This is a genomic window from Peteryoungia wuzhouensis, assembly GCF_003205195.1.
Classification (GTDB): domain Bacteria; phylum Pseudomonadota; class Alphaproteobacteria; order Rhizobiales; family Rhizobiaceae; genus Allorhizobium; species Allorhizobium wuzhouense.
This window is the reverse complement of record NZ_QJRY01000001.1, coordinates 931,778-945,660: the sequence shown is the minus strand read 5'-3', so window position 1 is coordinate 945,660 and position 13,883 is coordinate 931,778. Positions and strand designations below refer to the sequence as shown.

Below are 13,883 nucleotides of genomic sequence, written 5' to 3'. Positions count from 1 at the left end.
ATGACCAGCGGCCTGCACCACATCACGGCGATCACCCGAAAGATCCAGGCCAATGTCGATTTCTATTGCGGTTTCCTGGGCCTGCGCCTCGTCAAGCGCACCGGCGGCTTCGAGGATGCGGCCCAACTGCATCTGTTCTACGGCGATGCGGTGGCGAGCCCCGGTTCGCTTGTCTCCTTCCTTGCCTGGGAAGACGGCTCTCCGGGCCGCGTCGGGCATGGCGCTGCAAGCGAAATCGCCTTTGCCATCCGCCCGCAGGCGATCGGTTTTTGGCTGACCCGGGCGTTGCAATCGGGAATCGGAACGGAAGGGCCGGCCATGGAGTTCGGCGAGCCGGTATTGCGGCTGAAGGATCCCGACGGCATCATCATCAAGCTGGTTGGGACTGAAACGGTCAGGGGCGGCGCGCCTTGGGGCGTACGCGGCATCGAGGTTGAGGACGCGATCCTCGCCTTGCGCGGCGCGACGCTTCTGTCCGAGCATCCGGCGGAGACCGCCGGTTTTCTGACCCGCCATGGCAGGTTCACGGCCGCTGAAACGGCCGGCAGCATTACCCGCATGACATCGCAGAGCGGCCAGATCCTCGACGTCAGAGATGCGACCGGCTTCTGGCCGGCGGCCCCCGGCACCGGCGCCATCGACCATGTGGCGCTCCGCCTGCCCGACGTCGCCGCCGTCAATGGTGAGGTCAAGGCGTTGGCGGTCGAGGGGATCGATGCGGTCAATGTGCATGACCGCAAATATTTCTATTCGCTCTATGTGCGCGAGCCGGCCGGAGGCCTGATCGAACTGGCGACCGATGACGGTCCGGGTTTTGCCGCGGACGAACCGCTGGAAACGCTGGGAACCACTCTCTTCATTCCCGAGCATTTTAGCCTGCGCCGTGAGGACATCGTACCCATGCTGCCGCAGTTCGGCCTGCCCGGCGAACCGCGCATCCTCTACCGCGACCTGCCCTTCGTGCACCGCATCCACGAAGCGGAGGTTCCGGATGGATCGACGCTGGTCCTGCTGCACGGAGCGGGCGGCAATGAGGCGAGCCTTCTGCCGCTCGGCCGCAAGATCCTGCCCGCAGCGACGCTGATCGGACTGCGCGGCCGCGCGACCGAAGAAGGCGTCGCGCGTTTCTTCCGGCGCTTCGGGCCGATGCAGTTCGACCAGGCGGACATCCGTGCCGAAGCGGAAGCCTTTGCCGGCTTCCTCGAACAGGCCGGGCACGCTTACGGTCTGGCGTCAGGGAAGACAGCCTTTCTCGGCTATTCGAACGGCGCGAACCTGCTGGCGGCGGCCATGGAGCTTCATCCGGGTCTGGTTCACCGCGCAGTCCTCCTCCGACCGATGGCGGTGCTCGAGCCGGAGCCCGCAAGCAATCTGGCGGGAGCCGACGTGCTGATCGTTGCCGGTGATCAAGACCCCTATCTTGGGCATTCCGAGCAGCTCTCCGAGCGCCTGATGCGGGCAGGCGCCGATGTCAGCTACAAGCGCGTGGCCGCCGGTCACGCGCTTTCGGACGAGGACGTGGCCGTGGCGAGAGAATTTCTCCGCTGATCGATGACCACCCGGCTCGGGCTGTGCGGGGTCTTGTTCCAGTAGAAGGGGCGCAACCGAAGCTCGATCACGGCCTTCCAGGCGGCGAGCGACACGCCCATCCAGTAGACGGGGATCATCGCCCACTTCCAACCCATGCCGTGTTTCTCCCGGTCGGTCATCGGGGTCGCGCCAAGCGCGAAGAAGACGGCATAGCTGCCGATGATGTTGAAGATGTCGATGCCCAGCATCATCGAGGTGAAGACGCCAGGCTGGGGCGCCGGGATCTGCATCAGGGACAGGATCGACAGCGTGACGAAGATCAGCATGCCGGGATGGCTGAGTGCCGCCACCAGCATGCCGCCGACGAGCAGCTGCGAAACCAGGAAGGAGAGCCAGCCCATCTCCCGGCAGGTCCGGATCGGTTGACGCATCATCACCAGCCAGGTCTGCAGCCAGCCCTTGTACCAGCGCGTCCTCTGCCCAAGCCAGACCCGGAAATTCACCGGCGCGTCCTCGAACGTCGGCAGCGTCAGGGTCGCGGCGCGGTAGCCCATGCGGTAGAGCCGCATGCCGAGATCGGCATCCTCGGTGACATTGTACGGATCCCAGCCGCCGCTTTCGATCAGTGCCTGGGCGCGGAAATGGTTGGATGTCCCGCCCAGCGGCAGCGGCATGCGGTGAAAGCCGAGCGCGGGCAAAAGGCGTCGGAACAGCGCGGAATATTCCAGCGCGAAGATGGCGCTGACCCAGCTTTCGCCGGCATTGGCAATGACCAGCGGCGCCTGCAGGCACACCAGGTCCGGCGGACCCATGCAAAAACCGTGATAGGCTTCGCGCAGCTGTTGCGGATGCGGCCGATCTTCTGCGTCGTAGATGGTGACGAAGCTGCCGCGCGCGCCTGCAAGCGCATAGGTCAGCGCCTTCGGTTTGGTCCGGGGTGCCATGGAGGGCACCGCGATCACCTCGATATGGGGGCCGGGCCCAGCCGCGCGGATGGCGGCCAGCGTCTCCGCATCATCCGCTTCGCAAACCAGCTTGATGTCGAGCCGACTTTTAGGCCAGTCGAGGGCATCGAGCGCCGCCAGCAATTGCGGCACGACGGCAGCTTCGCGATAGATCGCGACCATGACGGTATAGATCGGCACAGCCCCCGCATCTCCCTCGAATGCCAGCTTTCGCACGGGTTGGTTTTGACCATAGGCAACCACGAAAAGGCGGAGGAAAAGGCCGCCGAGATGAAAGGCCGAGACCAGGAAATGCGCAAGGCTCAGGCTGAGATAGGGCGCGATGGTTGCCGCAAGCGTCACCACGCTGAGAAAGAGGCCCGCGAGGAAGCCCTGATCGCCGGTGACGACGAGGCGTGCCGACAGCGGCCGCGCCGTCTCGAAAAGTTGGTGTACGGCGTGATGCGCCCGCCGTTCTTCGCCGACCTGCCACACCGCGCGCCGGATCGCAGAAGGCGTGGTGGTTACGCAGGCCTCAGCCAGGTTGCCGCTGCGTTTCAGCCGGGCATTCATGCTCTCGATCTGGGTAATGGTCGGCACAAGCGCCATCACCGGTGGACGATCGGGGTAGTGCAGCCGCAGCATGCGCGGCTCTGTCAGCTGGCTGTCGATGGCGCGGTGGTCGTCGACGAGTTCTGCTGGGATTTCGGCCAGGAAGGGGAGGCCGTACATGCGTGCGAGCCCGGCAAAATAGGCGTCCTCTTCGATCTCGCCGCTCGACAGCAGTTCCTGCTCGATCGTCGTTCCGCGTTGCATGGCGGTGCGTGCCATGCGCGCCATGAGCGGTTTCGAGATGCCGAGCGTGTGCAGCAGACGGGCTTCTTCCCGCAGAGACGCCGTGGTGTCAGGTCCGAGAGGTCCGCGCTCTCCTGGCCTGTCGTTACGCAATGCTGACGGACGGCGCATGGCAACAAGCCTCGGGCCGTATTCCCTCGTCCACACCAACCTGATACACGTCACCGGATCACGACGACGCCCCCACTTGCCCGGTAGAAGATGATAGAGATGCGCGTTAAAGTTACATCCCTAGATTTTGCGGGGTTGTGCCGGCGGATCGCGGCCTTTGCTCTCGTCCTGCCCCTGCTGGCACCGGTTCCGGCTGGAGCCCAGGCGGAGACTGCGGGCCAGCCCGCAGACCTGCCCGTGCTCTTCGATGCGCGCGAACGGCTGGTGCGGCCGGATATCAGCGGCATGCTGCGTCTGCGGTTTCTGACGACGACGGATTTTCCGCCCTTCAACTTCACCGACCAGGCCGACCGCCTCTCCGGTTTCCATATCGATCTCGCGCGGGCGATCTGCGAGGAGCTCTCCATGCAGGCACGCTGCCAGATCCAGGCCTTGCCGTATGAACAGCTGGCAGATGCGCTGGATGCGGGGCAGGGCGAGGCCGTGCTGGCCGGCGTCGCGGTAACGCCGGAACTGCGCAAGCGCTTCCGGTTCACCAGGCCCTACCTGCTGCTGCCGGCCCGTTTTCTCGTCGCGCGCGACAGGAAGCTTGCCCGGCCCGACGCCGAGAGCCTGTTCGGACGGCCGGTCGGCGTGGTGGAGAATACGGCCCATGCCGCAATGCTGAAGGCCTTCTTTCCCGATATCCGCGCGGTGCCGTTCAAGGATCGTGACAGCCTGATGCAGGCGCTGACAGACAAACGCATCGATGCCGTCTTTGCCGACGCGCTGCAGTCGTCCTTCTGGATGCAGAGCCCGGCCGCCAGCAATTGCTGCGCCTTTCTCGGTGGCGCCTATCTTTCGGAAAGCCATCTTGGCGAAGGCATGACCGTGATGGTCGCCGGCAAGGATCAAAGCCTGGCCGCAGCGCTGGAAAGTGCGCTGGCCATGCTCTCGAAGAACGGGCGCCTGGAAGAAATCTATCTGCGCTATTTCCCGGCCGGGCTCTACTGAGAGCGCCGGACGCGGATAAGCGGATCAGGACCGACGGTAACGGGCCGATGCACTGCGCTCCAGTGCCGCACAGGTCAGCTTGTCGAGGCCGAAGCGATCGCGCAGCAGTTGCAGCAGGCGAAGTTCCTCCCGCTTGACCGAAAGGTCGACCGCAACGATTTCAACGGCCAGCGCGTAGGCCGTCTCGTGCAGCCATTCCGGCAGCGCGTCGCGGATCGTTTCCAGCGCAATGTCCAGGCCTTCGGGGCCAGCCAGGATCTTCGCACAGCGTTGTGAGACTTCGAGCAGGTCCTCTTTCTCGAAGTCGTCGAAAACCGGCAGGATGTCGATCAGCTGGCCGATCCGCACGAGTTCGGTTTCGGCCATGGCATTGTCGACCGCAGAGGCCATCACCATGACGAAGATCAGGGCTTCCTGCGGCGAAACGTGGTTGGTCATGGGTGTCTTGTTCCTGTTGCTCGCGAAAGAGTAGGAAGTGCGGTCCCGCGTTTCAAGCGAAGGACGGTTCTTTCATGGCGATCCGGCTGGGTGGCGAGGTGACGCGGCAATCATACACTCACGTCTAGCGCACGGCATCACCAAAAAGCCCGCGTCTTTCCGCGCGCGCAAGTTCCGTCAGTGGAAAGAGCGAGGATTTCGGCTCGGCTTCGGCCCAGCCCTGCTTGGCGAGCCAGGCGGAGACATCCTGCAGGCCGATCCAGCAGCGTGTGCGGATTTCGCCCTGCCAGGCGGCGCTGGCCGTCTCGCAGGCAAGAGAGCGGTTGCGGATGAAAAGGCGCTGCTGCGTGCGGGCCATCACCCCGCAGGCCCAGCGGCCATCGCTGGCATCCGGGCAGGTTCGCTCCAGCGCGGTTGCCGAGATGTCGACCAGCCGCACGGTCTGTGTCTGGCCGAAGCCGATGACGCCGGCCTGCAGGCTCGTCGGACGGTGCAGCAGAACCACCTTGGCCTTCGCCCGCTTCGGCGGATCGGCCAGCGGCGCCCGGGCCGCAACCCGCTGGAGGTCGCCGGTGTCGGAATAGGCCGGCGACGCGAATTGCTGTGGCTCTATGGCGCGCACCCGACGCGGGGTCTGGAGCGCTGCAGCCGTGACGGCAGGGTCCGTGGAGGCCTCAGGCGCCGCGCTCACATCCGGCAGGTCGAGTTCGGCAGGGTCCGGCACGTCGAGATCCTGCATGTCGTAATCAACGGGATCTTCGCGGAAACTCTGGCCGGCAGTCACGACGAGAAAGCCCCAGACAAGGAGCCCGATCACGCCCGCGATGAAGGTGACGGTCCGTCGCATAGGTTCGAATTCCTACTGGCTCGCCCAGATGATCCGCGCCACCCATTCCACATCGCTCATCTCGAGGCTGCGCGGCGGGTGTTCCGGATTGAGGGATTGCAACTCGATGGTCTTGGCACTCTGACGGGCGAGGATCTTGGCCATGACCTCGCCTTCGCGGGTCTTCACCACGACGCGGTCACCACGCCTGACCTGCGCACCCGGCTCGACGATCAGGATGTCGCCGTCCCGGTAGAGCGGTTTCATGCTCTCGCCCTGGACTTCGAGTGCGTAGACCCCGTTGTTGCGGCCGGGTGCTGCCGGAAACTCGACGAGATCCCAGCCCTGACCGGCCGGAAAGCCGCCATCGTCGAAAAAGCCGCCTGCGCCCGCTTGCGCCATGCCGAGCAGCGGGATGGAGCTTGCCTGCGGCGGGAAGGACCCCTCCGGCAACTGGTTTCCGCGCAGGCCATCAGGCGACACATAGCGCATGAACTGGTCGAGGCTGGCGCCCGTCGCCTCCAGCACTTTGGAGATGGATTCGGTTGACGGCCAGCGCATGCGGCCATCGGCGCCGACGCGCTTGGACTTGTTGAAGGAGGTGGGATCGAGGCCGGCACGGCGTGCGAGACCGGAAGGCGTCAGCGCGTGCTGCTCCGCCAGCCTGTCAATCGCGGCCCATATGCTGTCATGCGAAAGCATTTTCGCGCCCCACCCGGCGCCGAGAGATCGGATGATCCCGTCCGGCAGTCGGCAGAACCATAATGGAGCACGCCCGTCGAGTAAAGCGAAAAGGAATAAAATCCTCTAATCCGCTCAGGCGACCATCGCCATATTGATCTTGCCGAGCTGGATCACCGCCTGGGTGCGGCTGTCCACCTTGAGCTTCAGCAGGATGGCCGAGACATGTGCCTTGATCGTCGCTTCCGAGACGCCGAGTTCATAGGCGATCTGCTTGTTCAGCAGGCCTTCACCCAGCATGCCGAGAACGCGGCTCTGCTGCGGGGTGAGCGTGCGCAATCGGTTGATCAGGTCGGCGACATCTGGGTCTGTTTCCTGCCCGCCGGTATAGCTGGCGGGTGTGGCGATATCGCCTTCCAGGACCGACTGGATGCCGGCGCGGATATCCTCGATGCCGGCCGACTTCGAGATGAAGCCGGAGGCCCCGAGTTCGAGCGCCCGGCGAATGGTGACCGGATCGTCGGTGGCGGACACGATGACCAGCGGCAGGCTTGCGAATTCGGCCCTGAGCGACATCAGACCGGAAAAGCCGGAGACACCCGGCATGGCGAGGTCGAGCAACATCAGGTCGGCATCCGGATGGCTGGCCGCTGCCTTGCGCGCGGCTTCGAAATCGCCGGCCTCGATAATGGTCTGGGGTCCGTCGATGCCGGTCACGGCCTGACGCAGAGCGCCACGAAAGAGCGGATGATCGTCGGCGATGATGAAGGTCGATGCAGCCATGTCAAAGCCCCCTCCCAAGAGCGATGTCAAAGTGCGCGTGATCGCGTCTTCATCTTTTAGCGCTTGCAGGCCCACTAGACAATGGTTGTGCGCAGATTGCCCCTTTGGACGCGCAGAAGTTTCATGTCCGGTCGGGTGTGGGTTTGGCCTCGTCATCGCGGAATTCCTGCACGAGGTTGAAAAAGGCGCGCATGAAACGCTCCATGATGCCGATGGAGCGGTCGATCTCGGCGTCGCTCGGAAGCGGGGCTGCCGCCGCCGGACGCCCGGAAGCCAGCTGCCGTTCCAGGGTCTCAACGCGTTTTTCAAGCCGGGCGAGATCCGCGTCATAGGCCGCGCGCTCGTCGGCGCCCATGCGGCAGGTCAAGGTGCCCTCAGCCTCGGTGCAGAGTGTCACGGCGCCGGTCTGACGGTCCAGCCGGACGAAGCCGTTTTCCGATCTTTCCAGTGTGTAGCGATCGTTCGCGCCGTCTTGCGCGGCGGCGAGTTGCGGCAATGCCGGGGCAATGAGGCATGCGAGCGCGATCAGCAGTCCCGCTGGTTTCAAGTCACACATCGTCACCTCCTCTTGATCCGACAGTCCTGTAGCGTGGACATTTGGCGCGGTTTGCGGCAAACCGCAGCCCGACGCCTGATCATCTGCGAGGAGCCGGACCGTGGTGAAGACCATATACAAGATCGTGCCGCAAGAATTATGGCAGGAGGCCCGCAAGCAGGGTGTTTTCCAGGGCGCGCCGATCGACCGCAAGGATGGCTATATCCATTTTTCCACCGCCGCCCAGGCCGTTGAGACCGCGCGGCTGCACTTTTCCGGCGAGACGGATCTCCTTCTGGTGGCAGTGGATGCGGCTGTCTTCGGCGAGGCCTTGAAATGGGAGCCGTCGCGCGGCGGCGATCTCTTCCCGCATCTCTTTGCCGACCTGCCGCTCGATGCCGTGATCTGGGAAAAGCCGCTGCCGCTGGGGCCGGATGGCACCCATGTCTTCCCTGCTGATTTTGATGAGGTGCCCTGATGCTCGATCTGTTTTCGCTCGGCCGACGGGGCCTGTTCCTCTTTGATGCCGAAACCGCGCACGGACTTTCGGTCGCGGCCCTCAAGACGGGCCTCGTGCCCGCCTGCAGAGCCCCCGCCGATCCACGCCTTGCCCAGACCGTGGCAGGTCTCCGGTTTGAAAACCCGCTCGGCATGGCCGCCGGTTACGACAAGAATGCCGAGGTGCCGGATGCGCTGCTCGGGCTCGGCTTCGGTTTTGCCGAAGTGGGAACGCTGACCCCGAAGGCGCAGTCGGGCAATCCGAAGCCGCGCATCTTCCGGCTGGAACGCGACCGCGCGGTGATCAACCGCCTCGGCTTCAACAATGAGGGCCATGAGGCGGCGCTCAACCGCCTGTTGGCCCGTGGCAACCGCCCCGGCGTCGTCGGCGTCAATATCGGTGCCAACAAGGATGCGCCGGACAGGATTGCGGATTATGTCGCCGGCATCCGCCGCTTCTATTCCGTGGCGAGCTATTTCACCGCGAACATCTCCTCGCCCAACACGCCGGGCCTGCGTGACCTGCAGGCGAAGGAAAGCCTGGATGCGCTCCTCTCCGCCGTGCTGGCCGCCCGCAAGGAGGAGGCGATCCGGGCCGGCAAACGCCTGCCGGTCTTCCTGAAGATCGCGCCTGATCTCACAGAGGAAGGTTTGGACGATATCGCGGAAGTGGCGCTCGCCCATGATCTCGACGGCCTGATCGTCTCCAACACCACGCTGTCGCGTGATGGTCTCTCCGACCGCACCCATGCCGACGAGGCGGGGGGCCTGTCCGGCGCGCCGCTCTTCGACAAGTCGACGGCGGTGCTGGCACGCATGCGCAAGCGGGTCGGCCCGGCCCTGCCGATCATCGGGGTCGGCGGCGTGTCGTCGGCGCAAACCGCGCTCGAAAAGATCCGCGCCGGTGCAGACCTGGTGCAGCTCTATTCCTGCATGGTCTATGAGGGCCCGGCTTTGCCCGGCCGCATCGTCAAGGGCCTCTCGACCCTCCTGGACCGCGAGGGGGTGTCAAACATCCGCGACCTGCGCGACACGCGGCTCGATCACTGGTTGTCGGCAAAGGTCTGATCGGTCTTTGCCTTCAGGCGCGACAGAAGCAGCAGGCCGCGCAGCGCCAGGAACATGTTGAGCGCGATCCATAACCCGTGATTGCCGAGGAGAGGCACGAGCACGGCCACGCTTGCGAGATAGCCAAGAAGCGCCAGGATCATCATGTTGCGCATCTCGGACGACCAGGTCGCGCCGATGAAGACGCCATCCATCTGGAAGGCCAGCGCCCCGGTGAGCGCCGTCAGAGCGGCATAGAGCAGATAGGTTTGCGCCACCGCCCGCACATCGCCGGCGGTGGTGATGAAGCCGACGATGGCGTCGCCGAAGGCGAGGAAGAAGCCGAGGCTGGCGATCGCAAGACCGAAGGACCAGAGACCGGTCAGTTGCACCGCCTTGACGAAGGCCGGGCGGTGGCGGGCGCCGACCGCTTCGCCGACGATCTGTTCGGCGGCTGTCGCCATGCCGTCGAGATAGAAGCTCGCGATCATGAAGAAATTCATCAGGACGGCATTGGCGGCGAGCGTCACGGCACCGAAACCGGAACCGATGCGGGTCATCGCGGTAAAGGCTGTGATCAGCGAGAAGGTGCGGATGAGGATGTCGCGGTTGAGCCGGAAGAGCGCCATGAGTTTGGCACCATCGGTCAGCATCGACATCCGGGGCATGGCCGACTTACCGTAACGCCAGAAGACGAAGCCGAAACCGGCCAGCATCGCCACCGTTTCCCCGAGCACAGTGCCCCAGGCGACCCCGGCAATGCCGTAGCCGAAGGTGAGACCGAGAAGGATCGACATGGCGATGTTGACGCCGTTGAGCACGATCTGGAGGGCGAGCCCGACCTTGCCCAGTCCCCGCCCGAGCACGAAGCCAAGCAGGGTGAAATTGGCAAGCGTGATCGGGGCGGCGAGGATGCGGATGCCGATATAGGTGGCCGCTGCCGTCTGCACGTCCCCGGCAGCCCCCATCAGCGCCGGGCCGCCGGTGATGATGATCGGCGCCACGAGCAGTATCAGCAGGCCGAAGCCGACCGAAAGCACGATCGACCGCCAGAAGACGGCAAAGAGTTCATCTGCTTCACCGCGCCCCTGCGCCTGCGCCACCAGCGCTGTCGTCGAAGCGCGCAGAAAATTGAGGCTGGCAAAGAGCAGGTCGAAGAGGGCTGCTGCGATTGCGAGACCCGCCAGGGCTTCGGCAGACCCCGAGCGTCCAACCACGGCCGTATCGGTCAGCCCGAGCAGCGGCGTCGTGACGAAGCCGAGCGTCATCGGCACCGCGATCGCAAGCACGGTGCGGTGGGAGACCTCGATATCTCGAAAGGGCGTGGACGGACTGGTCATCGCATGCTCCGGCAGGGACCGGAGCGGAGAATCGCTCAGGCCGAGAGTACCATGGCCCAATAGGGGCGGTTACCGGAAGAGGAATCCCAGGCGACGGCGACCCCGAGGCCGTTGAAGTTGCCGAGCATGTTGTCGAGATGGCGCTTCGAATCGATCCAGGCCTGCACCGCGCGCTGCACCGTATCCTGGCCGGCGGCGATGTTCTCGGCGGCCGGCAGGGGTACACCATGGCCCTTCATGCGCGCAGCAAAACTGTCGTTGAAGCCGATCAGATGGGACATCTTGCCGGCGCGCGCCATGCGTTTCGCCTGGGCGACCGCCGCGATCTCGGCTTGCGCATTGCGGCTGAGGGCGGAGAGACCGCGCGACTGTCGCAGCGTATTGACCATGGTGAGTGCCGTCGTCGTCTCCACGCGCGACTGTCCGTCGGAGGGAGACAAGACATCGGTCGTGCGGCAGCCGGCCATCGCGGCGGCGAAGCCGCCGGCAGACAGGAGAAGAAGCCGCCGGCGCGGCAGGGAGGGCATGGCCATCAGCGATCAGTTCCGGGATGCGAAGAGGCGCAGAATGATGAAGGCCGGGATCACCACAGTTGCGCCGATGAGGAAATACTGGCCCACTCGGCCCAGCGCATCGAAGCCGGTATGCCAGAGATCGATGATGAAGTAACGGACGCCGTTGATGAGGTCCATCGGCTCGAGCCCGAAGACGGCCATGACGAAGCCGACGATCAGCGAGACGACGATCAGCTTGACCAGCGTCCTGCCGGGTGTGTCGCCGAGAAACCGATTGATGCCGTCAGCCATGCCTGTCTCCTGTTGTTGGCCAGAGATATGGGCGACCCGCCCAGTCCATGCAAGCGGATGGGGCAGGTCCTGCCGATAGGACTTGAGTTTTTTCTGCCGATCGGTCAAGACCGCGCGCCTTGCCCGCGTTGGAAAAGGTCTTGAGGAACGGGCCGATGCACCCCACGCAATTCTCGTCCGGCGACGTGATCGCCGATCGTCGCGCCGATTATGCCCGCATGCTCGCCGACAATGGCGAACATGAGGCCGCCGTCGAACTGATGGAGCAGGCGCTGGAACTGGCGCCCGACTGGCCGGCGGGCCTCGTGCGCCTCGCCGATTATGCCGAGAAGGCGGGTGTTCCGGACAAGGCCGTGGCCGCATTGCGCAAGGTGCTGGAACGCGACGCCGAGGATCTCTTCGGCGCCCGCCTCAAGCTCGCCTTGCTCGGCGCGGAGGAGGTGCCGGACGCGCCGCCGAGCGCCTATGTCGAGGCGCTGTTCGATGATTATGCCGATCGCTTCGACAAGGCGTTGGTCGAGCGGCTCGACTATACCGTGCCAGGCAAGCTCGCCGCGCTGGTCGCCGAGCACCATCCCGAGCGGTTTCACACGACAGTCGATCTCGGCTGTGGCACGGGTCTCTTCGGCGCGGAAATCCGTGAGCGGACCGCCCGTCTCGAAGGCTTCGACCTCTCGGTCAACATGCTGACCAAGGCGGAGGAAAAACAGCTTTATGATCTTCTGGCCAAGGCGGACTTGTCGCTCGATAGCACGGCGTCCGGCCTCTTTGCCGATGACTTGCCCCAGGCGCGCGCCGATCTCGTCTCCGCGGCGGACGTGTTGATGTATTTGGGGGATCTCGGCAACGCCTTTTCGCTAGCCTCGGCGCTTGCCGCACCGGGCGCGCTTTTTGCCTTTTCGGTGGAGGATGCCGGCGAGGGCGACGGGTTCCAGCTCGCGCCCAGTCTGCGTTACGCCCATAGCGAAGCCCATGTTCGTGCGCGCCTCACCGAAAACGGCTTCGAACTGATCACCCTGCGCCGCACGACCATTCGCATGGATGGCGGCAAACCGGTCTTGGGCATCCTGTTTCTTGCGTCGAGAAGGCCTTGAAAAGCAGCTTTCTTGCGATTTCTCCGATAGGTCAGCTTTCCTGACCCATCGCTATTGCGATCCGGTGATTCTCGCGTAGCATTTCGGCTTGGGAGGCCACCTTTTCCGGAGAGATGTGATGGCGCAAATGACGAGCATGCTGGGCATCTGGAATTCCAATCCCACCCGCCACACCCCGGCGGAGGATCTGCAGGGCCTTGTGGCCGGCAGCCTGATTGCAGCCCTCGGGCTTTATTTCCTTGCCAAGGTTGGCCTTCTGACGGGCGGCATGGCCGGACTCGCCTTCGTCCTGCACTACTGGAGTGGCTGGAGCTTCGGTCTGCTTTTCTTCCTGCTGAATCTGCCCTTCTACATCCTGTCCTTGCGCCGCGTCGGGCTCGATTTTACCATCAAGACCTTCATCGCCGTCGGTCTGACCTCTTTCCTCGTCGAAATCGAAAGCCGTTTCCTTTTGATCGAAAGTATCGCGCCGCTTTGGGCCGCAGTCCTCGGCGGACTGCTGCTCGGCTTTGGTCTCTTGGCGCTCTATCGCCACCGCGCCAGCCTCGGCGGTCTCGGCATCCTCGCTGTCTACATCCAGGATCGCTTCGGCATCCGCGCCGGCCTGGTGCAGCTGGCCTTCGACCTCTGCGTCATGGCCCTCGCTTTTGCCGTCGTCAGCCCAGGCGTGGTGCTCTATTCGGTCATCGGCGCCGTGGTGCTGAACCTGTTCCTGGCCATCAACCATCGTTCGGACCGCTACATCGCGCTGAGGTGAAGACCCGGATTGCGGAGAGACGGGAATATTCGTATACTTATCTCGCCTTCAGGTTGTGAAAGGTCGCCCATGGCAGAGGACAGAGAGTTTCAGAATAGCCTCGTCAATCATCTCTCGTCTTTGATTGACGGGATGAAGATGCTCAATCAGAGCGTCGCGAACAACCTTCAGACGACGCATCGTTTCGATGCGGAGTTCATCAAGCTCTCACGTCAAAACATGCAGCTGCGCGACGATATGATCGCTTTTCGGTCCGAAATGCACGGAGATTTTCACGATGTTCGCTCCGAAATGACCACGCTGAAAAGGGATGTAGCAACCCTGACAGGAGAAATGATTTCTTTCAGAACTGAGATGGCAAAGTTCCGAACTGAGGTGAACACGCGCCTGGACGCACTTTTCCACCGTGTCGGAGAACTTGAAAACACCGCCGAAGGCTGCGCCACGCAGCTCCGCGAACTCGCAATCGAGGCGCGCAGCCAGTACAATGAGATCCTGAACGCCTTGCAGGGCAATCTGCAAAACCGTCGCGCGATCGAGGATCTGAACGAACGGCTTGAAGCCCTGGAACGGCGTTTCGGCGTCTGACGATACCGTCGCGCCCTTATCCCCTTCTCTTTCCGCCTGCGTCCACTACCTTGGGGC

Annotated in this window: 16 protein-coding genes; 7 read left to right on the top strand and 9 right to left on the bottom strand. The window is 63.9% G+C overall.

Going from position 1 to position 13,883, the window contains the following annotated elements; translation table 11 throughout:
- On the top strand, positions 1 to 1,548 hold the full coding sequence (locus DMY87_RS04660) for a VOC family protein (RefSeq protein ID WP_110790073.1): 1,548 nt from the start codon (positions 1 to 3) through the stop codon (positions 1,546 to 1,548).
- Here the strand turns inward: DMY87_RS04660 and DMY87_RS04655 are convergent.
- The gene (locus DMY87_RS04655; protein WP_110790072.1) at positions 1,497 to 3,440 is read right to left on the bottom strand and encodes a glycosyltransferase family 2 protein; all 1,944 of its coding nucleotides are present in this window, start codon (positions 3,438 to 3,440) and stop codon (positions 1,497 to 1,499) included. The two genes, DMY87_RS04660 and DMY87_RS04655, sit on opposite strands and share 52 nt — an antisense overlap.
- A 99-nt stretch (positions 3,441 to 3,539) precedes the next feature.
- On the opposite strand from DMY87_RS04655, the gene DMY87_RS04650 reads away from it, so the two are divergent.
- Positions 3,540 to 4,433: a transporter substrate-binding domain-containing protein gene (locus DMY87_RS04650; RefSeq protein ID WP_110790071.1), complete on the top strand. Its 894-nt coding sequence runs from the start codon at positions 3,540 to 3,542 to the stop codon at positions 4,431 to 4,433.
- A gap of 24 nt (positions 4,434 to 4,457) precedes the next feature.
- Here the strand turns inward: DMY87_RS04650 and DMY87_RS04645 are convergent, their stop codons facing one another.
- The 5 genes from DMY87_RS04645 to DMY87_RS04625 form a co-directional block, all read right to left on the bottom strand.
- Entirely contained in the window at positions 4,458 to 4,871 is a 414-nt protein-coding gene (locus DMY87_RS04645) for a tellurite resistance TerB family protein (RefSeq protein WP_110790070.1), read from the bottom strand.
- A 124-nt stretch (positions 4,872 to 4,995) separates the two neighbouring features.
- On the bottom strand, positions 4,996 to 5,718 hold the full coding sequence (locus DMY87_RS04640) for a thermonuclease family protein (protein WP_110790069.1): 723 nt from the start codon (positions 5,716 to 5,718) through the stop codon (positions 4,996 to 4,998).
- Between the two features lie 12 nt (positions 5,719 to 5,730).
- On the bottom strand, positions 5,731 to 6,399 hold the full coding sequence (locus DMY87_RS04635; protein WP_110790068.1) for a S24 family peptidase: 669 nt from the start codon (positions 6,397 to 6,399) through the stop codon (positions 5,731 to 5,733).
- Positions 6,400 to 6,513: 114 nt separating this feature from the next.
- Positions 6,514 to 7,161: a response regulator gene (locus DMY87_RS04630; protein ID WP_110790067.1), complete on the bottom strand. Its 648-nt coding sequence runs from the start codon at positions 7,159 to 7,161 to the stop codon at positions 6,514 to 6,516.
- A gap of 121 nt (positions 7,162 to 7,282) precedes the next feature.
- Positions 7,283 to 7,831, bottom strand: a complete 549-nt coding sequence (locus DMY87_RS04625) for a hypothetical protein (protein ID WP_425353462.1) — start codon at positions 7,829 to 7,831, stop codon at positions 7,283 to 7,285.
- Here DMY87_RS04625 and DMY87_RS04620 point away from each other — a divergent pair.
- The gene (locus tag DMY87_RS04620) at positions 7,818 to 8,174 is read left to right on the top strand and encodes a DUF952 domain-containing protein (protein ID WP_110790065.1); all 357 of its coding nucleotides are present in this window, start codon (positions 7,818 to 7,820) and stop codon (positions 8,172 to 8,174) included. The two genes, DMY87_RS04625 and DMY87_RS04620, sit on opposite strands and share 14 nt — an antisense overlap.
- Positions 8,174 to 9,262 carry a quinone-dependent dihydroorotate dehydrogenase gene (locus DMY87_RS04615; RefSeq protein WP_110790064.1) on the top strand — a complete coding sequence of 363 codons (1,089 nt, stop codon included), beginning with the start codon at positions 8,174 to 8,176 and terminating at the stop codon, positions 9,260 to 9,262. Before DMY87_RS04620 ends, DMY87_RS04615 begins: the two co-directional genes overlap by 1 nt.
- Here the strand turns inward: DMY87_RS04615 and DMY87_RS04610 are convergent.
- Genes DMY87_RS04610 through DMY87_RS04600 form a run of 3 tightly spaced genes read right to left on the bottom strand, consistent with a single transcriptional unit; the run spans position 9,238 to position 11,387 of the window.
- Positions 9,238 to 10,581 carry an MATE family efflux transporter gene (locus DMY87_RS04610; RefSeq protein WP_110790063.1) on the bottom strand — a complete coding sequence of 448 codons (1,344 nt, stop codon included), beginning with the start codon at positions 10,579 to 10,581 and terminating at the stop codon, positions 9,238 to 9,240. The genes DMY87_RS04615 and DMY87_RS04610 overlap by 25 nt on opposite strands.
- A gap of 35 nt (positions 10,582 to 10,616) precedes the next feature.
- Positions 10,617 to 11,114, bottom strand: a complete 498-nt coding sequence (locus DMY87_RS04605; protein WP_110790062.1) for a CAP domain-containing protein — start codon at positions 11,112 to 11,114, stop codon at positions 10,617 to 10,619.
- A 6-nt stretch (positions 11,115 to 11,120) separates the two neighbouring features.
- Positions 11,121 to 11,387 carry a DUF6460 domain-containing protein gene (locus DMY87_RS04600; protein ID WP_110790061.1) on the bottom strand — a complete coding sequence of 89 codons (267 nt, stop codon included), beginning with the start codon at positions 11,385 to 11,387 and terminating at the stop codon, positions 11,121 to 11,123.
- Between the two features lie 155 nt (positions 11,388 to 11,542).
- Between DMY87_RS04600 and DMY87_RS04595 the strand changes: the two genes are divergently transcribed.
- The 3 genes from DMY87_RS04595 to DMY87_RS04585 all read left to right on the top strand — a co-directional run bounded on the left by DMY87_RS04595 (position 11,543) and on the right by DMY87_RS04585 (position 13,826).
- Positions 11,543 to 12,481 (top strand): class I SAM-dependent DNA methyltransferase, encoded by a 939-nt coding sequence (locus DMY87_RS04595; protein ID WP_110790060.1) that lies wholly within the window; start codon positions 11,543 to 11,545, stop codon positions 12,479 to 12,481.
- A gap of 118 nt (positions 12,482 to 12,599) precedes the next feature.
- Positions 12,600 to 13,238 carry a DUF6198 family protein gene (locus tag DMY87_RS04590; protein WP_110790059.1) on the top strand — a complete coding sequence of 213 codons (639 nt, stop codon included), beginning with the start codon at positions 12,600 to 12,602 and terminating at the stop codon, positions 13,236 to 13,238.
- Positions 13,239 to 13,307: 69 nt separating this feature from the next.
- Complete coding sequence (locus DMY87_RS04585; protein WP_110790058.1) at positions 13,308 to 13,826, top strand: hypothetical protein; 519 nt, start codon at positions 13,308 to 13,310, stop codon at positions 13,824 to 13,826.
- The last annotated feature ends 57 nt before the right edge of the window (positions 13,827 to 13,883 follow it).

Bases quoted from the DNA above. Each gene is read 5' to 3' on its own strand.
- DMY87_RS04640 (WP_110790069.1), bottom strand. From the start codon at position 5,718: ATGCGACGGACCGTCACCTTCATCGCGGGCGTGATCGGGCTCCTTGTC.
- DMY87_RS04600 (WP_110790061.1), bottom strand. From the start codon at position 11,387: ATGGCTGACGGCATCAATCGGTTTCTCGGCGACACACCCGGCAGGACG.
- DMY87_RS04660 (WP_110790073.1), top strand. From the start codon at position 1: ATGACCAGCGGCCTGCACCACATCACGGCGATCACCCGAAAGATCCAG.
- DMY87_RS04610 (WP_110790063.1), bottom strand. From the start codon at position 10,581: ATGACCAGTCCGTCCACGCCCTTTCGAGATATCGAGGTCTCCCACCGC.
- DMY87_RS04615 (WP_110790064.1), top strand. From the start codon at position 8,174: ATGCTCGATCTGTTTTCGCTCGGCCGACGGGGCCTGTTCCTCTTTGAT.
- DMY87_RS04625 (WP_425353462.1), bottom strand. From the start codon at position 7,831: ATGGTCTTCACCACGGTCCGGCTCCTCGCAGATGATCAGGCGTCGGGC.
- DMY87_RS04650 (WP_110790071.1), top strand. From the start codon at position 3,540: ATGCGCGTTAAAGTTACATCCCTAGATTTTGCGGGGTTGTGCCGGCGG.
- DMY87_RS04590 (WP_110790059.1), top strand. From the start codon at position 12,600: ATGGCGCAAATGACGAGCATGCTGGGCATCTGGAATTCCAATCCCACC.
- DMY87_RS04645 (WP_110790070.1), bottom strand. From the start codon at position 4,871: ATGACCAACCACGTTTCGCCGCAGGAAGCCCTGATCTTCGTCATGGTG.
- DMY87_RS04605 (WP_110790062.1), bottom strand. From the start codon at position 11,114: ATGGCCATGCCCTCCCTGCCGCGCCGGCGGCTTCTTCTCCTGTCTGCC.
- DMY87_RS04655 (WP_110790072.1), bottom strand. From the start codon at position 3,440: ATGCGCCGTCCGTCAGCATTGCGTAACGACAGGCCAGGAGAGCGCGGA.
- DMY87_RS04595 (WP_110790060.1), top strand. From the start codon at position 11,543: ATGCACCCCACGCAATTCTCGTCCGGCGACGTGATCGCCGATCGTCGC.
- DMY87_RS04630 (WP_110790067.1), bottom strand. From the start codon at position 7,161: ATGGCTGCATCGACCTTCATCATCGCCGACGATCATCCGCTCTTTCGT.
- DMY87_RS04635 (WP_110790068.1), bottom strand. From the start codon at position 6,399: ATGCTTTCGCATGACAGCATATGGGCCGCGATTGACAGGCTGGCGGAG.
- DMY87_RS04585 (WP_110790058.1), top strand. From the start codon at position 13,308: ATGGCAGAGGACAGAGAGTTTCAGAATAGCCTCGTCAATCATCTCTCG.